General features: G+C 54.4%; 1 protein-coding gene (cut by a window edge). It reads left to right on the forward strand.

The annotated features are described in order from the left end of the window. On the forward strand, positions 1-26,011 hold the 5' portion of the coding sequence (locus L0P88_RS15510) for a BspA family leucine-rich repeat surface protein (protein WP_247130846.1). It continues 2,774 nt past the right edge of the window; 26,011 of the gene's 28,785 nt are visible here — the first part of the coding sequence; it begins with the start codon at positions 1-3; its stop codon lies beyond the right edge, outside the window.

Below are 26,011 nucleotides of genomic sequence, written 5' to 3' on the forward strand. Positions count from 1 at the left end.
ATGAGAGCAAATTACCCCATGGGCCTGAGCCCTATATTCATCTTTTTAATATGCTTAGGGACCAGCACGGGCCTGTTTGCCCAAAGTGAGTTCATCACCACCTGGAAAACGAACAATTCGGGCCCCTCCAATGATAACTCCATTACCATCCCCGCTACGGGGACCTACGATGTGGACCTGGGCAATGATGGCACGTATGACCTGTTCGATCAGACCGGGACCACTACCGTGAATATCACCACCTATGGCCATACCGCCGGGGAGATACAAGTGGCCCTTCGCAATGCGAGTTCCGGGACCCTGACCAGGATATATTTCAACAATGGGGGTGATAAGCAGAAACTGCTCTCGGTGGACCAGTGGGGCAGCAGCATTTCTTGGAGCAACATGGCCGGTGCATTTAGAGGTTGTACCAATCTGGAGGTCAAAGCAACCGATGCCCCGGACCTGAGCAAGGTGACCAGTATGGAAAGCATGTTCCAATGGTGTACCTCACTTACACAAGCAACGGACCTCTCCAGCTGGAACACGGCTGGGGTAATCTTTATGCAAAACGTATTCAATGGAGCAAGTTCCTTTAACGGGGACATTGGTTCCTGGAACACCGGCAGGGTGGTCACTATGGCTGGTATGTTTGAGGGTGCAAGTTCCTTTAATGCGGACATTGGTTCCTGGAATACCAGCAGTGTGTGGGTCATGGGCTTGATGTTCTCTGGCGCCAGCGCCTTTGACCGGGACCTGGGGGATTGGGACCTGACGGCGTTGGCCAATGGCACCGGAATGCTCGATAACAGTGGGCTTTCCGTGGACAATTGGGATGCTACGCTCAAAGGTTGGCACAACCAAGATCTTATCAGTAATACAACCATCGGAGCTTCCGGATTGGTCTACTGTACGGCTGGCATCGAGCGTGCCGAGTTGAAAGAGGACAATGCCGTCAACTTCACTGGAGACAGTCCGAAAACCAGTGCTCCGACCGCCCGATGTCATTCTGGGATTACCTTGGGATTTAACTCCAATGGCCTTGCCAACATTACCAACTATCGGGTGGACACCGGTTCCAGTGATGCCTGTGGGATTGCCTCCTTGGTCATATCCGAGTGGAGCTTTAGGACTTCGGGTACGAGGATAGTGACCCTTACGGTGACCGGCAATTCCGGCATGGTATCGACTTGCACCACCCCGGTGACGGTGGTGGATCCTGCCACTTTTCTCACTACCTGGGACACCACTAAAACCAGTGACGGCTCGTCCGACAGCAACTCCATCACCATCCCTGCCAGCGGAACCTACGATGTGGACATTGGCCATGATGGCACCTATGACCTGTTCGGCCTGACCGAACCCACCGAGATAGATGTCACCAAATATATTGACTATGGTGACCCTGCTCGTAACAACTATACGGCGGGGCAGATAAAGGTGGCCCTCCGCAATGCGGCCTCCGGGAACAGGCTCGTTGAGTACGGGACCCTGGACCGGATAAATTTCAACAATGGAGGGGATAAGGATAAACTGCTTTCCGTGGACCAGTGGGGCAGTAGTATAGCTTGGAGCAGTATGGTGGGTGCATTTTGGGGCTGTACCAATCTGAAGATCGAGGCGAGCGATGCCCCCGACCTGAGTGGGGTGACCGATATGGGCAATATGTTCCGCGGGTGTACCTCACTCACGGGAGCAACGGGCTTCTCCGACTGGAACACGGCCAAAGTGACCAGTATGCGCTATATGTTTTCCCGTGCAAGTGCCTTTAACGAGGACGTCGGTTCCTGGGACACGGCCGAGGTGACCAATATGGAAGGTATGTTCAGTTGGGCAAGCTCCTTTAATGTGGACATTGGTTCCTGGAACACCAGCAAGGTGACCAAGATGAACTCCATGTTTGAGACTGCAAGTGCCTTTGACCAGGACATCAGTTTTAACGAAGGCACCGGTTCCTGGAACACGGGCAGCGTAACCAATATGAACTCCATGTTCAATAGTGCAGTCGCCTTTGACCAGGACCTGGGGAATTGGGACCTGGGAGCGCTGGGCAGTGGCATAGGGATGTTCGCCAACAGTGGGCTCTCTATAAGCAACTGGGACGCCACGCTCATCGGTTGGCACAGCCAGGGCTTCAACAACAATGTAACCATCGGCGCTCATCTTTTGGTCTACTGTACGGCCAGTACCCAACGTGCCGCGCTGATAAGTAATGGCGTCAACTTCGTTGGGGACAGTGCGGAAGCCACCAAGCCAACGGCCAGATGTAAGGACGCGGCGATGCGGCTGGGTCCCAACGCGAGTGTGACCCTGGATCCCGCCCTTATAGATGACGGTTCCAGCGATCCCTGCGGAATTGCCTCGTTGAGCGTGTCTCCGAGCAGCCTTACGGGCACTGGTGTGAAGACAGTGACTCTAACGGTGACTGACAATAGCCGTAGGACAGCTGATTGCACAAGTGAAGTGACACTGGGCGCCTATTCCTCGGATAACTTCATCACCACCTGGGATACGACCAAAACCAGTAGTGACTCATCTGATAGCAACTCCCTCCGCCTCCCTTTCGGCGGGACCTTCGATGTGGATATAGGTAATGATGGCAGCTATGAAGTGACGAAACATGGAGGTAGTGTCTACAGGCCCTTGACCATAGATGTGACTACCTATACCGACCCTAACGGTAAGAACTATGAGGCAGGGGAAATACAGGTGGCCATACGGAGTAATACTGATGGCCAGCCAGCAAATGGGACCAGATGGAGCACATTGATAAGGATTTGGTTCGACGATGAGGAGAATGACAAGGAGAAGATACTATCCGTGGACCAATGGGGCAGTACAAAATGGTACAATTTGAGTAGTGCATTTGCGGGCTGTACCAATCTGGACGTTTTGGCGACCGATGTCCCCGACCTGAGCGAATCCCACATGCACACGGGAGGAGGTACAGGGCTGTCCGCCATGTTTATCGACTGTAAATCACTCAAGGGGAATGCTAGTTTCGCCAACTGGAATGTAAGCACTGTCCCCAATATGGGGTCCATGTTTCAGGGTGCAAACCTCTTTAACCAGGACATCGGATCCTGGAACACCAGCAGTGTAACTAATATGGGTGCCATGCTCCGGAACGCCACCTCCTTTGACCACGACCTTGGCAATTGGAACATGCAGCAGGTGACCAGAGCAGATAAAATGCTCGATAATACGGGGATGTCCGTGGACAACTGGGATGCCACGATCATAGGTTGGGACAAGCAGAACTTCACCAACACCGTCACTGTCGGCGGTGGCGGCCTGGTCTATTGCAAGGCCTACCAAGAGCGTGCAAGACTGACCTTGAACATTAGTGACAGCGCTGAGGATGACCCACCGACAACCAATTGTGAGGAGCAGTTATGGCTGGTATTCGGCGACACCTACAAAGCCACTCTGACGGCTGATGATGTGGACAAGGATTCCGGAGATGCCTGTGGACCTGTCTCGCTGAGCTTGTCCCAATACGAGTTTACTAGTACAGGCGTATACACAGTGACCCTTACGGTGACCGACCCCAACAGCAATACCGCCACCTGCCAGACCACGGTGAACGTGGGCTATTCCGGAACGGCACATTTTGTCACCACTTGGGACACGACCAAATCTGGCACCTCCACCAGCAATTCCATTACCATCCCCGCCACAGGTAACTACGATGTGGACCTTGGCAATGATGGGGATTACGACCTGTTCAACCAGACCGATGAAATTACGGTAAATGTCACCAACTATACCGACCCCGACGGTAACAATTACGCGGCAGGGGAGATACAGGTGGCCCTTCGTCATAACTCTGATACCAGTGGACTGACCAGGATAAACTTCGGTGATTCGTCGAACGGGGGTGATAGGCAGAAGCTGGTTTCGGTAGACCAATGGGGCACCAATATGTTGTGGAGCACTATGGAAGATGCCTTTTACGGCTGTACCAATCTGGATGTCAAGGCCACCGATGCCCCCAATCTGGTCAACGTGACCAATATGGCCAATATGTTCGATGGCTGTACGTCACTTGGGGGGATTACGACAAACCGTTTCTCCAATTGGAACACCAGCACGGTGACCAATATGGATAGCATGTTTAAGGGGGCAAGTACCTTTAACAAGAACATCGGATCTTGGGATACAGGCAAGGTAACCGATATGGCCAATATGTTCAATGGGGCAAGTGCCTTTAACCAGAATAACATCGGTTTGTGGAACACGGCCAGCGTGGACGATATGGGTTACATGTTCAATGGGGCAAGTGCCTTTAATGGGAACATCGGTTCCTGGAATGTGGCTAAGGTAACCGATATGGGTTACATGTTCAATAGTGCAAGCACCTTTGATCAGAACCTTGGCACATGGGACCTGGGAGCGTTGACCAATGGCGCCAATATGCTCGATAATAGTGGACTCTCTTCGGACAGTTGGGACACTACGCTTATCGGTTGGCATGCCGAGGATTTCACCACCCCCACCATCGGTGCCACAAGCCTGACCTATTGTAAGGCCTACACTGAGCGTGCTGCAATGACCAACATTACCGGCGACAGCCTATCAGATGCCCAGCCAACGGCCGAGTGCCAACAGGAGGTGACACTACGGTTGGACACCAACGGTACGGCCACGCTGACGACCGACCTTGTGGACAAGGGTAGCGATGGCTGCGGAAGTATCTCACTAAGCCTGCCCCAAACCAGCTTTACGACCGAAGATATTGGCACGCAGACGATGACCCTAACGGTAGCCAGCTCCAACAACAAAACGAACACCTGCACGACCACGCTGACCGTGGAGGATCCCACAAGTGTATTTGTCACCACCTGGGATACGACCAAGTCCGGAACCTCCAACAGCAATTCCATTACCATCCCCGCTACGGGGAACTACGATGTGGATTTGGGCAATGACGGTACTTATGAACTATTGAACCAGACCACTGAAATTACCGTAAATGTCACTGAACATAACTATGCCGCAGGGGAAATACAAGTGGCCTTTCGCAATGCGGCCTCCGGTTCCGGGAACCTGACCGGGATACGTTTCGCCCTAAATCAGACGGACGACAAGCTGAAGCTGCTCTCGGTGGATCAATGGGGCAGCAGTATCTCCTGGAGCACTATGGAGGAAGCATTTCTCCAATGTTCCAATCTGGATGTGCTGGCAAGCGATGTTCCCGACCTAAGCAATGTAACCAATATGAGCTGGATGTTCGCAGAATGTAGCTCACTTAAGGGAACGGCGACGAACAACTTCTCCGGTTGGAATACCAGCAATGTGACCGATATGGAGGGCACGTTTAGCGACGCAAGCACCTTTAACCAGGCCATCGGTTCCTGGGACACCAGCAGTGTGACCAATATGAAAAACATGTTTTCTGACGCAAGTGCTTTCAATACAGACATTGGTTCCTGGAATGTTTCCAGCGTGACCTATATGGACTTCATGTTCCGGAACGCAAGCGCATTTGACCAGGATATCGGCTCCTGGGACACCAGCAGCGTGAGCAGTATGTGGGGTATGTTCAATGGCGCCACGGTCTTTGACCAGGACATTGGTTTGTGGAACACGGCCAGCGTGACCCGTATGGACGGTATGTTTTATAAGGCAATCGCTTTTAACCAGGACATCAGTTTATGGAACACGGCTAGCGTGACCAATATGCGTTACCTGTTTTATGATGCAACTTCCTTTGATCGGAACCTGGGGCATTGGGATATGGCAAAGGTGACTAATGGCACTGATATGCTCAATGGCAGTGGGCTCTCGGTTGCTAATTGGGACGCCACCTTGATCGGTTGGAACAGCCAGGGATTTACCAACGCGGTGACCATTGGGGCCTCCGGCCTGACCTACTGCATTGCCACTACCCAGCGTTCCGCATTGATATTAAGAGGTTTTAACATTACCGATGACAGCGCGGATACTGCCGGACCAGTGGCACGATGTAAGACAGCGACCTTTGAACTGGGAACTGAATTTACGGCCGATTCTGTGGACAACGGTTCCAGTGATACCTGCGGGGACGTCTCGTTAAGCGTATCCCCAAGCAGCTTTACGCCGGACGACCTTGGTGACAACACGGTCACCCTTACGGTGACCGACCCCGATGGAAACACGGATGACTGCCAGACCACGGTGACCGTAACCTTCCGTTCCGAAAACCTGTTCGTCACCACCTGGGACACGACCGAGTCCGGCACTTCCAACAGCAACTCCATCACCATCCCCGCCACAGGGGCCTACCATGTGGACCTGGGCAATGACAACAGCTTTGAACTCATGGACCAGACCGGGACCACCACTATAAATGTGACCGAACATAATTATACTGCTGGGGAAATAGAAGTGGCCATCCATAGTGCGGACACCGATCCCCTGACCAGGATATACTTCAACAATGGGGGTGACAGACGAAAATTGCGCTCCGTGGATCACTGGGGCAGCATCTCTTGGAGCACGATGGAGGGCGCCTTCCATGGCTGTGGGAATTTGAAGGTCAAGGCCACCGATGCCCTGGATTTGAGCAGGGTGACCAATATGTCCCGTATGTTCAGGTCCTGTGGCTCCCTTACAGGGACCACGGGCCTCTCCGGTTGGAACGTGTCCAACGTGACCGATATGTCCAATATGTTTTACAGTGCAAGCAACTTTAACGGGGATATTGGTTCCTGGAACGTGTCCGGGGTGAGGGATATGAGCGAGATGTTTACTGGTGCCACCGCCTTTAATCAGGACATCGGTTCCTGGAACACCGGTAACGTGACCAATATGAATACTATGTTCTCCGCTGCAAGTGCCTTTAACGCGGACATCGGTTCGTGGAATGTGGCCGGGGTGACGGATATGGGCTGGATGTTCCGCTTTGCCATTGCCTTTGACCAGGACATTGGTTCCTGGAACGTGGGCAAGGTGACCAATATGGACAACATGTTCCGGGCTATGGATGTCTTTGACCAGGATCTGGGTTCCTGGGATACTGGCAGTGTGACCGATATGTCCGGTATGTTTGCCTACACGAAGGCCTTCAACGGGGACATCGGTTCCTGGGACACCACTGGCGTGACCGATATGGAGGGCATGTTCCTGAACGCGACGGCCTTTAACCGGGACATCGGTTCCTGGAACGTGTCCGAGGTGACCAATATGACCTGGATGTTCGCCATACCAAATGGTGCAACCGGCACAAGTATATTTGATCAGGACATCAGTTCCTGGAACGTGGCCAAGGTGAGCAATATGGGTTGGATGTTTTTCAATGCAAGCGCCTTTGACCAGAATTTGGGTTCCTGGGACATGGGGCAGGTGACCACGGGTACCAGTATGCTCAGCAACAGTGGGCTCTCGGTTGCCAATTGGGACGCCACGCTGATTGGTTGGCACAGCTTGGATCTCATCAGCAATGTAACCATCGGCGCTTCCGGATTGGTTTACTGCACGGCTACTGTCGAGCGTACCGAGCTGGAAGATGATAATACCGTCGACTTCAGTGGAGACAGTTCGGAAACGACCAAACCGACGGCCCGGTGCAAGACGAATACGCTGGAAATCCAATTGGGGACCGATGGCAAGGCCACCCTGGATCCCGCTTCTGTGGACGATGGTTCCAGCGATGCCTGTGGCGGGGTCTCGTTCAGTTTGTCACAAAGCAGTTTTACGCCTGTGGATATTGGTACAAAAACAGTGACCCTAAGAGTGACCGACCCCAATGGGAACTGGGCGGAGTGTCCCGCCACGGTGACGGTGGTAGATCTCGCGGCTTTTATTACCACCTGGGACACGACCATCGACACCGGCACGTCCAACAGCAACTCCATCACCATCCCTGCCATAGGGACCTACGATGTGGATTTGGGCAATGATGGCAGTTATGAACGGACGGACCAGACCGGGCCCGTTACCATTAATGTAGTTGACGAAAACTATACCGCCGGGGAGATAGCAGTGGCCCTTCGCGATGCCGCTTCCGGGAACGGGATCCTGACCGGGATACAGTTCAATAATGGAGGGGACAGGGATAAGTTGCTCTCCGTGGACCAATGGGGAGGGATATCCTGGAGCACCATGGCCGGTGCATTCCATGGCTGTAGCAATTTGGAGGTCAAGGCAACGGACGCCCCTGACCTCAATGGGCTGACCAATACCAGTATGGCCAATATGTTCAACGGATCTACAGAACTTACAGGGACGACAAGCTTCTCCACCTGGAACACCAGCAAGGTTACTGATATGGATGGCATGTTCAGGGATGCAAGTGCCTTTAATCGGGACATCGGTTCCTGGAATGTGGCTAAGGTTACCAATATGGGCAATATGTTCAATGGCGCAAGTGCCTTTAACCAGGACATCGGATCATGGAATGTATCCAAAGTGACGGATATGGTTGGCATGTTCAATGACGCAGGCGTCTTTGACCAGAACATCAGTTCCTGGAACACCAGCGAAGTGACCGATATGGCCGATACGTTTGCCGGTGCAAGCGCGTTTGATCATAACATCGGTTCATGGAATGTATCCAAAGTGACCGATATGGGTAATATGTTCAATGGCGCAAGCGCCTTTGACCAAAACATCGGATTCTGGGATGTGGCCGGTGTAACCAATATGGCCGGCATGTTCGATGGCGCAAGAGTCTTTGACCAGAATATCAGTTCTTGGAATGTGGCCGATGTAACCGCTATGGCCAACATGTTCAATGGTGCAAGCGCCTTTAACCAGAACATCGGTTCCTGGAACACTAGCCAGGTGACCACTATGCCTTCCATGTTCGAAGACGCAAGTGCCTTCGACCAGAATCTGGGGAATTGGGACCTAAAGAAGCTAAGCAGTGGTGCCAACATGCTCAAAAACAGTGGGCTCTCCATAACGAACTGGGACAACACTATTATTGGTTGGGAGAACCAGGGCTTCACCAACGATGTCACTATCGGGGCCTATGGGCTTACCTACTGCAAGGCCACTGCCGAGCGTTCCCAACTGAAATCTGAAGGTTTTGACATTGTCGATGACAGCCCGGAGGATACCGCGCCAACGGCCCGGTGCAGGACAAATGCACTGGAACTTGAGCTGGGGACCGATGGCACGGCCACCCTGGATTCCGCTTCCGTGGATAACGGTTCCAGCGATGCCTGTACGAGCGTCGACCTGGAAGTAGACCCCGAAGAATTTACAGCCGTCGACCTTGGCACAAACACGGTCACCCTTACGGTAACCGATAAGAACAACAACGAACATACCTGTACGGCCACAGTGGTCGTGGTGGATCCCACAAGTGTATTTGTGACCACCTGGAATACTACCTTATCGGGTACGTCCAATAGCAACTCCATCACCATCCCCGCTACAGGGACCTACGATGTGGACCTGGGCAATGACGGCAGCTACGAACTGACGGACCAAGCCGTGTCCGAGTCCCTGACCTTGGATGTCACCGACCATAATTATACTGCTGGCGGCGTAATACAAGTGGCCCTCCGTAATGCCGTCTCCGGGAACGGTGACCTAAACAGAATACATTTCAATAATGGGGGTGACCGACAGAAACTCCTCTCGGTGGACCAATGGGGCAGCGCTATCTCCTGGAGTACCATGGCGGGGGCATTTCATGGTTGTAACAACATGGAGGTTAAGGCAACCGACACCCCCGACCTAAGTGGTGTGACCGATATGTCCGATATGTTCAATGGTTGTAGGGTACTTACGGGGACGGCTACGAACAGCTTCAACAACTGGAATACAAGCACGGTGATTGATATGTCCTATATGTTCGATGACGCAACAGCCTTTAACGGGGACATCGGTTCCTGGAACACATCCAGCGTGACCGATATGAATCGGATGTTTCAGGGCGCAAGCACATTTGACCAGGACATCGGTTCCTGGAACACTGGCAGCGTGGATAATATGTCTTTTATGTTTGATGCTGCAAGCGCCTTTAACGGGCCCATTGGTTCCTGGAACGTGAGCAAAGTGGGTACCATGAACTTCATGTTTCGGAACGCAAGCACCTTTGACCGGGATATCGGTTCGTGGAACACCAGCGGCCTAAACCGTTCGGCCGGCATGTTTTCTGGTGCAACTGCCTTTGACCAGAACCTGGGGGATTGGTACCTGGGGAGGTTGAGAAATGGTAACGATATGCTAAGCAATAGTGGACTCTCCGTTGCCAACTGGGACGCCACACTCATCGGTTGGCATAGGCAGGGTTTCACCAATACTACCAATACACCCACCATTGGCGCGAATGGCCTGATGTACTGCGTAGCCACCGTCCAGCGTACCGAACTGAAATCTAGGGGATTTAACATTATTGGTGATAGTGCAGAAACCACCAGGCCAACGGCCAAGTGCAAGGCAGCGGCCTTACGGCTGGGTGCCGATGGTACGGCGACCCTGGATGCTGCCCTTGTGAATGACGGTTCCAGCGATGCCTGTGGTGCCGTTTCGTTGAGCGTGTCCAAAACCGAATTTACGGCCTCGAACCTTGGGGAAAACACGGTGATCCTTGCGGTGACCGACCCCAATAGGAACACGCAGACCTGCCGGGCCTTGGTGACCGTGGAGGACCCCACAAACGTATTTGTGACAACTTGGGACACGACCAAGACCGGTACGTCCGACAGCAACTCCATCACCATCCCCGCCACGGGGACCTACGATGTGGATCTTGGCAATGACGGAAGCTATGAACTGACGGACCAAACCGTGTCCGAGTCCCTGACCGTGGATGTCACGGCCCATAATTATTCCGCTGGGGAGATACAGGTGGCCCTCCGCGATGCCATCTCTGGGAACGGGACCCTGGACGGAATTCGGTTTAACAATACGGGTGACAAGAGGAAGCTGCTTTCCGTGGACCAATGGGGCAGCAGTATCGCCTGGACCACCATGGCTGGCGCATTTTATGGCTGTAGCAATCTGGAGGTGCTGGCGAGCGATGCCCCCGACCTGAGTAAGGTGACCGATATGTCCTCTATGTTTGCCTATGCAAGCGCCGTTAACGGGGACATCGGTTCCTGGAACACCGGCAATGTGGAGGATATGAGCCTCATGTTCTGGAATGCGACCGCCTTTAACCAGGACATCGGTTCCTGGAACACTGGCAAAGTGACCGATATGTCCTCCATGTTTGCTGATGCAAGCACCTTTAATCAGGACATCGGTTCCTGGAACACGGGCAGTGTGACCAAGATGGACGGTATGTTTTTTGGTGCAAGCGCCTTTAACGCGGACATTGGTTCCTGGGACACCAGCAGCGTGACCAATATGCGCTTTATGTTTACCAACGCAAGCAACTTTAACGGACCCATTGGTATCTGGAACACCAGTGGGGTGACCGATATGGGCAATATGTTTCAGAGAGCGACCGCCTTTGACCAGAACCTTGGGGGTTGGGACCTGGAAAAAGTAATCAATGGTGTCGGGATGCTCAATGGTAGTGGGCTTTCCATAGAAAGCTGGGACGCCACGTTGATTGGTTGGTACGGGCAGGACTTTGAAAATGATGTTACCATTAGTGCCAGTGGACTGGTCTACTGCAAGGCCTACACCGAGCGTGCCGCACTGACCCTCAACATTCTCTACGACAGTGCGGAAACCAATCTCCCGGAGGCGCTGTGCAAGCAGAGGGTCGTGCTCCAACTGGACGCCAACGATGAGGCCACCCTAACGACGGGTGATGTGGACAACGGTTCCAGCGACGACTGCCTCGGCGAAGGGGACACAATCACCTTGAGCCTGTCCAAAACCGATTTTACAGCCTCTGACCTTGGTGCGAATATGGTAACCCTTACAGTAAAAGACCCCAACAACAACACCAATACCTGTGAGACCACGGTGAACGTAAGGAAGGACGATCCCGCAAGCGTTTTTGTGACCACATGGGACACGTCCAGCGGTAACTCCATTACCATCCCCGCCACGGGGACCTACGATGTGGACCTGGGCGCTGACGGCAGCTATGAACTGACGGACCAGACCGATGAAACTACCGTGAATCTCACGAACCATACTGCCGATAAAATACAGGTGGCCCTACGCAATGCCGCCTCCGGCAACGGGAACCTGACCAGGATATGGTTCAACAATGGGGGCGATAGGCTGAAACTGCTTTCCGTGGACCAATGGGGCAGCAGTATCGCCTGGACCACTATGGCCGGCGCATTTTATGGCTGTAGCAATCTGGAGGTGCTGGCGAGCGATGCCCCCGACCTGAGCAGTGTGACCGATATGTCCTCTATGTTTGCCTATGCAAGCGCCGTTAACGGGGACATCGGTTCCTGGAACACCGGCAATGTGGAGGATATGAGCCTCATGTTCTGGAATGCGACCGCCTTTAACCAGGACATTGGTTCCTGGAACACGGGCAAAGTGACCAATATGCGCTCTATGTTCAATGGGGCAACGGCCTTTAACCAGAACATCAGTTCCTGGAACACCAGCGAGGTGACCGATATGGTCTCCATGTTTACTGGTGCAAGCACCTTTGACCAGGACCTGGGGAATTGGGACCTGGCGAAGTTGACCAATGGCGGAGGTACCAATATGCTTAATGGCAGTGGACTTTCCGTTGCCAACTGGGACAGCACGATCAAAGGTTGGTATAACAAGGGTTACCACAATGCTTCCCAATATCCCAACTTTCCCACCATCGGTGCCTCCGGCCTGGAATACTGCAATGCTGTGGACGAACGTAAAGCGTTTGATACCAATAATAGGATTACTGGTGACGGTGCGGAAACCGATTCCCCGGAGGCACTGTGCAAGCAGTTGGTCGTGCTTCAACTGGACGCCAACGATGAAGCCACCCTGACAACCGGCGATGTGGACAACGGTTCCAGCGATGCCTGTACGAATGTCTCCTTTGGGTTGTCTAAAAAAGACTTTACGGCCTCGGACCTAGGCGCACATACGGTCACCCTTACGGTAACCGATGGGAATAACAACACCAGTACCTGCGATACCACAGTGAACGTATGGGAGGACGATCCCGCAAGCGTATTCGTGATCACCTGGGACACGTCCAGCAGTAATTCCATCACCATACCCGCCATGGGGACCTACGATGTTGACCTGGGCAATGATGGCAGCTATGAACTGAAGGACCAGAACGGGACCATTACCATCGATGTCACCCAATATAACTACACCGCTGGCGAGATACAGGTGGCCCTACGCAATGCCGCCTCCGGCAACGGGGGGCTCACCAGGATAGCGTTCAACGATAGGGGCGACAAGGGTAAATTGCTTTCCGTGGACCAATGGGGCAGCAGTATCTCCTGGACCACCATGGCATATGCATTTTGGGGATGTTCCAATTTGGACGTGTTGGCAACTGATGTTCCCGACCTGAGCAGTGTGACCAGTATGGCCAACATGTTCGCTTATTGTATTTCACTTAAGGGAACGGTTATGGACAATTTCTCCGGTTGGAACACAAGCGGTATACAGAATATGAGTGGCATGTTCGCTGGCACCGAAAGCTTTGACCAGGACATTGGCAGTTGGAACACAAGCAAGGTTACGGACATGAGCTACATGTTTTATGAGGCAGTCGTTTTTAACCAGAACCTTGGCAGTTGGGATGTAAGTAATGTCAACAAGATGCGGGAAATGTTCTCGACCGCAATCGCCTTTAATGGGGACATCGGTTCCTGGAATGTGGGCAATGTGAGCGATATGTACGAGATGTTCTACTATGCCGAAAGCTTCAATCAGAACATTAGCGGTTGGGACGTGGGCAGTGTTGCTGACATGGACGGGATGTTTTATAGGGCAATCACTTTTAATGCGGACATTGGTCCCTGGAACACCAGCAATGTGACCGATATGGGCAATATGTTCAATGGGGCAACCAATTTTCACGGGAACATCGGTTCCTGGGACACCAGTAAGGTGACCGATATGGCCTCAATGTTTGTCAGCGCAATTGCCTTTAACCGGGACATCAGTTTGTGGAACACGGGAGGTGTGGAGAATATGCGGGAAATGTTCTGGAACGCAACTGCCTTTAACCAGGACATTGGGTCATGGAACACCAGTAATGTGACCAATATGGAACTCATGTTTGGCGTATCAAGTAGGGTAACTAGCTCCAGTACATTTAACCAGGACCTTGGTTCCTGGAATGTGGCCAAGGTGACCGATATGGAATCCATGTTTCAGAATGCAACCGTCTTTGACCAGGACATCGGTTCCTGGGATGTGGCCAAGGTGACCGATATGAACGCCATGTTTTCCGGTGCAAGTGTCTTTAACAGGTACATCGGTGATTGGAACACCAGCGGGGTGGAAGATATGCGCGACATGTTCCAGAACGCAACTGCCTTTGACCAGAATCTGGGGGGGTGGAACCTAGAGAAGTTGACCAATGGCGGTGGTATGCTCGACGGCAGTGGACTCTCCATGGACAGTTGGGACAACACGATCATCGGTTGGCACGAACAGGACCTTAACAATACGTCCACCATCGGGGCCTCCGGCCTGGTCTACTGCGAGGCCGCTATCCAACGTGCCGCACTGACCTTCACCATAACTGGCGACAGCCCGCAAATTCCCGAACCTACGGCGGCATGTAAGGAAGCAACGATCCGACTGGGTGCCAACGGCACCGCCACCCTGGATCCCGACCTGGTGAACGACGGTAGCGATGGCTGCGGGATTTCCCTGGGCCTGTCAAAAACCAGTTTTGATACCACCGACCTTGGGGATAACACGGTGACCCTTACGGTGACCGACCCCGATGGGAACACGGCCAGCTGCGATACCAAGGTGACCGTGGTAGCCTATCCCACGACCGTATTCGTCACCACCTGGGATACGACCATATCCAGCTCGTCCAACAGTAATTCCATCACCATCCCCGCCACCGGGGTTTACGATGTGGACCTGGGCGCCGATGGCAGCTATGAACTGACGGCCCAGACCGTGACTGGGTCCCTGACCGTGGACGTCACTACTCATAACCATACCGCAGGGGAAATACAAGTGGCCCTTAGGAATGCCTCCTCCGGCAACTTGACCCGAATACATTTCAACGATGGGGGCGACAAGGAGAAGTTGCTTTCCGTGGACCAATGGGGCAGCAGCATAGCCTGGACCAACATGGAAAATGCATTTTACGGCTGTAGCAACCTGGAGGTCAAGGCCACGGACACCCCCGACCTAAGTGCCCTGACCAATACCGGTATGGCCAATATGTTCAACGGATGCATCTCCCTAACGGGGAAGACAAGCTTCTCCAACTGGAACACGGGGAAGGTGACCGATATGCAAGGTATGTTCGAAGGTGCAAGCGCCTTTAACGGAAGTATTGGTTCCTGGGATACCAGCAAGGTAACCGATATGGGCAAAATGTTTTACGGGGCATACGTCTTTGACCAGGACCTCGGTTTATGGAACACCAGCGAGGTGACCCATATGGGCTATATGTTCGCTGACGCCGAAATCTTCGACCAGGACATCGGTTCTTGGGACACCAGCAAGGTGACGAACATGGAATCCATGTTTCATGACACCTGGTATTTTGACCAGGACCTCGGTTCGTGGAACACTAGCGAGATGACCAATATGGCCCGTATGTTTGACAGTGCCAGTTTCAATCAGGACATTGGCAGTTGGAACGTAAGTAAGGTCACTAACATGTACAACATGTTCTACGGTGCCAATTACTTCGATCAAGATATCAGCGGTTGGAATGTGGGCAGTGTTGCCAACATGGAAGGCATGTTCCATGAGGCCCAAGACTTCGACCGGGACATCGGTTCCTGGGACACCAGTAACGTAATTACCATGCAGTCCATGTTTAAGAAAGCATCCGCCTTTAATGGAAATATCGGTTCCTGGAACATCAGCAAGGTGAACAATATGTACGCCATGTTCGAAAGTGCTATCGCCTTTGACCAGGACATCGGTTCCTGGAACACCAGCGAGGTGGACGATATGGGCAACATGTTTGGTGGAGCTGAAATCTTTAACCAGGACATCAGTAGTTGGAATGTGGGCGGTGTTGCCAACATGGAAGGGATGTTCGAATCAGCTTATAACTTTGACCAGAACCTGGGGGAGTGGGAACTAGGGGCGTTGACCAATGGTGCCAATATGCTGGACGGCAGTGGGCTCTCCGTGGACAACTGGGACAACACGATCATTGGTTGGTATAACAAGGGTTACCATGATGCTTCCCAATACCCTAATTTCCCCACCATTGGCGCTTCCGGCCTAGTCTACTGTAGGGCCACTACCCAGCGCGCCGAACTCAATATTACCGGTGACAGCCGGTCAACTACCATTCAGCCAATAGCACGGTGCAAGGAGGCAACGATCCAACTGGGTGCCAACGGCACGGCCACCCTGGATCCGGACTTGGTGAACGACGGTAGCGATGGCTGCGGGATTTCCCTGGGCCTGTCCAAAACCAGCTTTGATACCACCGACCTTGGGGATAACACAGTGACCCTTACGGTAACCGACCCTGGTGGAAACTCGAGTGACTGCATGGCTGAGGTGACCGTAGTAAGGTATCCCGCGACCGAGTTCGTGACTACCTGGGACACTTCCAGTGGCATCTCCTTTACCATCCCCGCCACGGGCACCTACGATGTGGACCTGGGTGCTGATGGCAGCTATGAACTGCTGGACGAGACCGATGGAACCACCGTGACCCTCACTGGCCATACTGCCGATAACATACAGGTGGCCATTCGCAATGCCGTCTCCGGCAACGGTAACCTGACCCGGATACATTTCAACAATGGGGGGGACAAGGATAAGCTGCTCTCCGTGGACCAATGGGGCAGCGCGATGGCCTGGACCAACATGGAAAATGCATTTTACGGCTGTGGCAATCTGAAGGTCGAGGCGACCGATGCCCCCAACCTGAATGCCCTCACCAATACCAGTATGGCCAATATGTTCAACGGATGTTCCTCACTTACGGGGGATACAAGCTTCTCCAATTGGAACGTGGCCGATGTAACGGATATGGGCTATATGTTTTATGGTGCAAGGACCTTTAATGGGGATATTGGTTCGTGGAATACCAGCAAGGTAACCGACATGGGCCATATGTTTTATAGCGCAAGGGCCTTTAACGGTAGCATCGGTTCCTGGGACACGGGCGAGGTGACTACAATGAAGCGGATGTTTTCCTCCGATGGCAATCAAAATAACAAAATTACATTTAACCAGGACATCGGTTCCTGGAACACCAGCGAGGTGACCGATATGGAGGGCATGTTCAATGGCGCCAGTGCCTTTAACGGTAACATCGGTTCCTGGGACACCAGCAATGTGACCGATATGGGCAACACGTTCGATGGTGCAAGTGCCTTTAACGGTAACATCAGTTCCTGGAACGTGGCCAAAGTGGAGGATATGGGCAACATGTTCAATGGTGCAAGTACCTTTAACGGAGCCATTGGTTCCTGGAGCACTGGTAACGTAACTGATATGAACTCCATGTTTGCTGGCGCAAGCGCCTTTAACGGTAACATCAGTTCCTGGAACGTGGCCAAAGTGGAGGATATGGGGGATATGTTCAATGGTGCAAGTACCTTCAATGGTAACATCGGTTCCTGGGACACCGAGGAGGTGACCGATATGGCGGGCATGTTCTCCGGTGCAACTACCTTTAACGGGCCTATTGGTGCTTGGAACGTGGCCAAAGTGGGGGATATGGGGGATATGTTCAATGGCGCGAGTGCCTTCAACGGCAACATCGGCTCCTGGGACACGGGCGCCGTGACCGATATGGGTGGGATGTTCTCCGGTGCCAGTTCCTTTAACGGGACCATTGGTGCTTGGAACGTGTCCAAGGTGGAGGATATGGGTAATATGTTCACTAGTGCCAGTACCTTCAACGGAAACATCGGCTCTTGGGATACCAGCAATGTGACCGATATGGAGGGGATGTTCTCCGGTGCGGGTGCCTTTGACCGGAACTTGGGCGAATGGGACATGGGGGCGTTGACCAATGGCACCGATATGCTGGACAACAGTGGGCTCTCGGTTGCCAACTGGGACGCCACACTGATCGGTTGGGAGGGCCGGGGCCTTTCCAACACGCCGACGGTCGCCGTTGGCGCCTACGGCCTGGTCTACTGTAGGGCCTATTACGAGCGTGCGGCGCTGATAGGTAACAGCCTTAACATTACCGGGGACAGCAAAGCGGGTACCCAGCCGACGGCCGGGTGCCAGCAACAGGCGGTGGAGCTCGAACTGGGTGCCACTGGCACGGCCACCTTGGATCCCGCCCTTGTGGACGCCGGCAGCGATGGTTGCGGGATCACCCTGGCGTTGTCCAAGACCGACTTTGGTGCGACCGACCTTGGGGACAACACGGTGACCCTAACGGTGACCGACCCCGACAGCACCACGAAGATCTGTACGGCCACGGTGACCGTATTGGGTACGGATCCCACAAGCGTATTTGTGACCACCTGGGACACGACCAAATCCGAAGGCAACTCCAATAAGAACTCCATTGTTATCGCGGCCTCGGGAACCTATGATGTGGACCTGGGCAATGACGGCAGCTATGAACTGACGGACCAGAACGGGACCATTACTGTGGATGTCACCAAACACAACCATACTGCCGGGGAAATACAGGTGGCCCTTCGCAACGCCCACTCGGGGAACGGAACCTTGGATGGAATAAGTTTTAGTCTGTTTTCGGGAGCCTTTTTCGATAGGGAAAAGCTAATCTCCGTGGACCAATGGGGCAGCGCCATCTCCTGGAGTACCATGGCATCCGCATTTTCGGGTTGTAGCAATCTGGAGATCAAGGCGACGGACGCCCCCGACCTGGGCAGTGTGAGCAGTATGTCCAATATGTTCAATAGCTGTACGAAACTTAAGGGGAATACGAGCTTCTCCGGCTGGAACACGTCCAAAGTGGAGGATATGACCGGCTTGTTCAATGGCGCAATTATCTTTAATGCGGACATCGGTTCATGGAATGTGGCCAATGTAACCAATATGGGCTCCATGTTCCGTTCTGCGGAAGCCTTTGACCAGGACATCGGTTCCTGGAACACCGGCCAGGTAACCAATATGTTTTCCATGTTTCGGTTTGCAAGCGTCTTTAATCAGGATATTGGTTCCTGGGAAACGGGCAGCGTCGCCAATAAGCAGTGGATGTTTGACGACGCAACGGCTTTTGACCAGAACCTGGGCAAATGGGATTTGGGGCAGTTGACCAATGCCATTGGTATGCTCGACGATAGTGGGCTCTCCATGGCCAACTGGGATGCCACGATCATCGGTTGGCACGGGGAGGGCTTCCATGAGACCCCCGCTTTCACCATCGGCGCCGATGGCCTGGTGTACTGTACCGCCACTGACGAACGTGCCGCTTTCGGCCTTAATATTATCGATGACGGCCCGGAGAAGATAGACCCGACGCCACAATGCAAGGCAGCGACAATTTACCTGGGCACCAATGGCACGGCCACTCTGGAGGCCTCGCTTGTGGACAACGGTTCCAGCGATGCCTGTGGGGACGTCTCATTCAGCCTGTCCCAGACCACTTTTACGGCCAGTGAACTTGGGGACAACACGGAGACCCTAACAGTGACCGATCCCAACGGGAACGAAGACACCTGTACGGCCACGGTGACCGTGGTGGACGATACGAATCCCACGGCGAGCTGTAAAAATGTTACGGTACAACTGAGTGCAGCGGGCAGCGTTACGATTGCGGCAGGGGATGTGGATGGTGGCTCATCCGACAATAGCGGCACGGTGTCGCTTTCCCTGGATACGGATACTTTTGCGGCTGTTGGGACCTATACGGTGACCCTTACGGTAACGGATGGGAGCGGCAAAACGGCCGACTGTGATGCCACGGTCACCGTGGTGGCGTACCCCACAACGGTGTTCGTAACCACCTGGGACACATCCAACACCACCTCCTTCACCATTCCGGCCACTGGGACCTACGATGTGGACCTGGGCGCTGATGGCAGCTATGAACTGACGGACGAAACCGATGGAACTACCGTGGTTCTCACCGGCCATACTGCCGACAGAATACAGGTGGCCATTCGCAATGCCGTCTCCGGCAACGGCAACCTGACCCGCATACATTTCAACAATGGGGGCGACAGGGAGAAGCTGCTCTCCGTGGACCAGTGGGGCAGCAGTATCTCCTGGAGTACAATGGAAGATGCGTTTAATGGCTGTAGCAAAATGGACGTTTTGGCGACAGACGCACCTGACTTGAGCACTGTAACGAGTATGCATAACATGTTCCACAGCTGTATAACACTTAAAGGAACAACAGATTTCTCCAATTGGAACACCAGCAAGGTAACCGATATGGCAAGCATGTTCTCCGGGGCAAGCGCCTTTAACGGGAACATCGCTTCCTGGAACGTGGCCAAAGTGGAGGATATGGGGAATATGTTCTCCGGGGCAAGCGCCTTTAACGGGAACATCACTTCCTGGAACACGGTCAAAGTGGAGGACATGGGCAACATGTTCAATGGCGCCGTTGCCTTCAACGGTAACATCGGTTCCTGGAACACCGGCGAGGTGACCGATATGTCCGATATGTTCAATGGTGCAAGCGCCTTTAACGGTAACATCGCTTCCTGGAACACGGTCAAAGTGGCGGATATGGGCAACATGTTCAATGGCGCCGTTGCCTTCAACGGTAACATCGGTTCCTGGAACACCAGTGAGGTGACCAGTATGGCCAATATGTTCAATGGCGCCGTTGCCTTCAACGGTAACATCAGTTCCTGGAACGTGGCCAAAGTGGCGGACATGGGCAACATGTTCACTGGCGCAAGCGCCTTCAACGGCAACATCGGTTCCTGGGACACCAGTGAGGTGACCGATATGGGCGGGATGTTCTCGGGTGCCAGTTCCTTTAACGGGGCCATTGGTCCCTGGAACACGGCCAAAGTGGGAGATATGGCCAATATGTTCGATGGTGCCAGTGCCTTTAACGGCAACATCGGCTCTTGGGATACAAGTGGTGTAGCCAATATGGCCTACATGTTCCAAAATGCAAGTGCCTTTGACCGGAACTTGGGGGAATGGGACCTTGGGGCGTTGACCAATGGTACCGATATGCTGGACAACAGTGGGCTCTCGGTTGCCAACTGGGACGCCACGCTAATCGGATGGGAGGACCAGGGGCTTTCCAACACGCCCACGGTCACCGTTGGCGCCTACGGCCTGGTCTATTGTAGGGCCCATTACGAGCGTGCGGCACTGATAGGTAACAGCCTCAACATTACCGGGGACAGCAAGGCAGGTACCCAGACGACGGCCGTGTGCCAACAACAGGCGGTGGAGCTCCAACTGGGCAGTGATGGTACGGCCACCCTGACCGCCGAGGATGTGGACGCCGGCAGTGACGGTTGCGGAATCACCCTGGGGGTGTCCAAGACCAGCTTTGATGCCGACGACCTTGGGGACAACACGGTGACGCTTACGGTGACCGACCCTGATAGCACCACGAAGGCCTGTACGGCCACGGTGACGGTTGGGGACAACACGCTCCCCACGCCAAGTTGCAAGGACATTAGCGTACAACTGGGCGCGGCGGGCAGCGCAACGATCACCACCTCGGACATCGACAACGGCTCCTCGGATAACAGCGGCACCACGGTATCGCTTTCCCTGGACAAGACCAGTTTTGGCTGTTCCGATTTGGGGGACAACACGGTGACCCTTACGGTAACGGATAGCAGCAGCAACTCGGACAGCTGTGCCGCTGTGGTGACCGTGGAGGACAAGGCCGAGCCTTCTCCCCGTTGCCAGGACATTACCGTACAACTGGACACCTCGGGCAGCGCGACGATTACGACATCGGACGTGGACAACGGTTCCTCCGACAACTGTGGGAGCGTCACCCTGGCGTTGTCCACGATCGACTTTGGCGCCACCGACCTAGGGGACAACACGGTGACCCTTACGGTGACTGACCCCAGCAACAACTCGAAGACCTGTACGGCCACGGTTACGGTGGGGGACAGCACGCTGCCCAGTCCAAGTTGCAAGGACATTAGCGTACAATTGGGCACCTCGGGCAGTGCAACGATCACCACCTCGGACATCGACAACGGCTCCTCAGACAACAGCGGTACCGCCGTGACCCTTTCCCTTTCCAAGACCAGCTTTGGCTGTTCCGATTTGGGGGACAACACGGTGACCCTTACGGTGACGGACACCAGCAGCAACTCGGACAGCTGTACCGCCACCGTGACCGTGGAGGACAAAACGGCCCCCACCCCAGGTTGCCGGGACATCAGCGTGGAACTGGGTGCCTCGGGCAGTGCGACGATTGTTGCGGCGGACGTGGACAATGGTTCCAGCGATACTTGCAGCAGCGTTACCCTGGCGGTGTCCACGACCAGCTTTGGTACCAATGACCTTGGTGACAATACAGTGACCCTTACGGTGACGGACACCAGCAGCAACTCGGACAGCTGTACCGCTGTGGTGACGGTCGAGGACAACATGGCTCCCACACCATCCTGCAAGGACATTACCGTACAACTGGATGCCCTGGGCAGTGCAACGATCGCCACATCGGACATCGACAACGGTTCCTCCGACAACAGTGGCACCACCGTATCGCTATCCCTGGACAAGACGATTTTCGGCTGTTCCGACCTTGGGGACAACACGGTGACCCTTACGGTGACGGACGGCAGCAACAACTCGGACAGCTGTACCGCTGTGGTGACCGTGGAGGACAAAACGGCCCCCGCACCAAGTTGCCAGGATACCAGCGTACAACTGGGCGCCTCGGGCAGCGCGACGATTACGACATCGGACGTGGACAACGGTTCCTCCGACAACTGTGGGAGCGTTACCCTGGCGGTGTCCACGACCAGCTTTGGTGCCAATGACCTTGGTGACAATACAGTGACCCTTACGGTGACGGACACCAGCAGCAACTCGGACAGCTGTACCGCTGTGGTGACGGTCGAGGACAACATGGCTCCCACACCATCCTGTAAGGACATTACCGTACAACTGGATGCCCTGGGCAGTGCAACGATCGCCACATCGGACATCGACAATGGTTCCTCCGACAACAGTGGCACCACCGTATCGCTATCCCTGGACAAGACGACTTTCGGCTGTTCCGACCTTGGGGACAACACGGTGACCCTTACGGTGACGGACGCCAGCAGCAACTCGGACAGCTGTACCGCCACCGTGACCGTGGAGGACAAAACGGCCCCCACGCCAAGTTGCCGGGACATTACCGTGGAACTGGGTGCCTCGGGCAGTGCGACGATTGTTGCGGCGGACGTGGACAATGGTTCCAGCGATACCTGTGGGAGCGTTTCCCTTAGCGTTTCCCTGAACAGCTTCACCGCCATTGGTGACAATACAGTGACCCTTACGGTGACGGACGGCAGCAGCAACTCGGACAGTTGTACCGCTGTGGTGACGGTCGAGGACAACATGGCTCCCACACCATCCTGTAAGGACACCAGCGTACAACTGGATGCCCTGGGCAGTGCAACGATTGCCACATCGGACATCGACAACGGCTCTTCCGACAACAGCGGTACCGCCGTGACCCTTTCCCTGGATAGGACCAGCTTTGGCTGTTCCGACCTTGGGGACAACACGGTGACCCTTACGGTAATGGACTCCAGCAGCAACTCGGACAGTTGCACCGCTGTGGTGACCGTGGAGGACAAAACGGCCCCCACGCCAAGTTGCCAAGACACTACCGTGGAACTGGACACCTCGGGCAGCGCGATGATTACGACATCGGACGCGGACAACGGTTCCAGCGATACCTGCAGCAGCGTTACCCTGGCGTTGTCCACGACCAGCTTTGGTGCCAATGACCTTGGTGACAATACAGTGACCTTGACGGTGACGGACACCAGCAGCAACTCGGACAGCTGTACTGCTGTGGTGACGGTCGAGGACAACATGGCTCCCACACCATCCTGTAAGGACACCAGCGTACAACTGGATGCTCTGGGCAACGCAACAATCGCCACATCGGACATCGACAACGGTTCCTCCGACAACAGTGGCACCACCGTATCGCTATCCCTGGACAAGACGACTTTCGGCTGTTCCGACCTTGGGGACAACACGGTGACCTTGACGGTGACGGACACCAGCAGCAACTCGGACAGTTGTACCGCCACCGTGACCGTGGAGGACAAAACGGCCCCCACCCCAAGTTGCCGGGACATTACCGTGGAACTGGGTGCCTCGGGTAGTGCGACGATTGTTGCGACGGACGTGGACAACGGTTCCAGCGATACCTGCAGCAGCGTTTCCCTTGGCGTTTCCCTGAACAGTTTCACCGCCATTGGTGCGGAAACGGTTACCCTTACTGTAACGGACGGCAGTGGGAACTCGGACAGCTGTACCGCTACGGTGACCGTGGAGGACAATATGGCTCCCATACCAAGTTGCCAGGACATTACCCTGGAACTGGACGCCTCGGACAGTGCGACGATTGCCACATCGGACATCGACAACGGCTCCACGGACAACAGTGGTACCACCGTATCGCTATCCCTGGACAGGACCAGTTTTGGCTGTTCCGATCTGGGGGACAACACGGTGACCCTTACGGTAACGGACGCCAGCAACAACTCGGACAGCTGTACCGCTATAGTAACGGTGGAGGCCGTTCCAAAGGCTTTCTGCAAGGCGGCGGCGATTCGACTGGACGTGAATGGTACGGCCAATCTGACAGCTGACCTCGTGGACGACGGTTCCTATGTTGCCTGCGGTAGCGTCATCCTGGGGGTGTCCCCGAACAGCTTCACCACCATTGGTGCGGAGACGGTAACGCTTACGGTAACAGACGGCAGCAACTCGGACAGTTGCACCGCCACAGTGACCGTATTGAGTAACACGGACCCCATAGCTTCCTGCCAGGACATTACAGTGGAACTGGACACGACGGGCAGTGCTACGATCACCGCGGCGGACGTGGACAACGGCTCTTCCGACAACAGTGGCATATTGACCCTTTCCCTGGACAGGACCAGTTTTGGCTGTTCCGATGTGGGGGACAACACGGTGACCCTTACAGTGGAAGATGACCATAATAACACGGACAGTTGCACCGCTGTGGTGACCGTGGAGGACAAAACGGCCCCCACGCCAGGTTGCCAGGACACTACTGTGGAACTGGATGCCTCGGGCGGTGCAACGATTGCCACATCGGATGTGGACAACAATTCCAGTGACGCCTGCGGGATTGCCACCCTGGGCCTGTCCCGAAGCAACTTTGACACCACCCACCTCGGGGATAACACGGTGACCCTTACAGTGAGGGACAACAACGGCAATACAAACAGTTGCACCGCTGTAGTGACCGTGGATGACAGGACGGCCCCTGCACCAAGTTGTCGGGACATTACCATTCAATTGGACGCCTTGGGCAATGCAACGATTGCCACATCCGACATTGACAACGGCTCCTCCGATAACAGCGGCACGGTGTCGCTTTCCCTGGATCGGGCCGGTTTTGGCTGTTCCGACCTAGGTAACAACACGGTGACCCTGACCGTAAGGGATAGCAGCGGCAACTCGGACAGTTGTACCGCTGTGGTAACGGTGCAGGACATAACCCAGCCGACGGTCATATGCAAGAATGCGTTGGAGATTGAATTGGAATCCAATGGTATGGCCACCCTGACCACCGACGATGTGGACAACGGTTCGAGCGACGCCTGTGGGATTTCGCTAAGCCTATCCCAGGCCAGCTTTGGTGCCTCCGACCTTGGGGATAACACGGTGACCCTTACAGTAACGGACGGCAGCAGCAACTCGGACAGCTGTACCACTACGGTGACCGTGGAGGACAAGATGGTCCCCGTGCCAAGTTGCCGGGACATTACCGCACAACTGGACGCGGCAGGCAGTGCTACGGTTGTGGCGGCTGACATCGACAACGGCTCCTCCGACAACAGTGGCGCAGTATCCCTTTCCTTGGACAAGGATACCTTTGGTTGTTCCGATGTGGGGCAACGAACGGTAACCCTAACGGTGGAAG

It is taken from the genome of Muricauda sp. SCSIO 64092, from assembly GCF_023016285.1.
Taxonomy (GTDB): Bacteria; Bacteroidota; Bacteroidia; order Flavobacteriales; family Flavobacteriaceae; genus Croceivirga.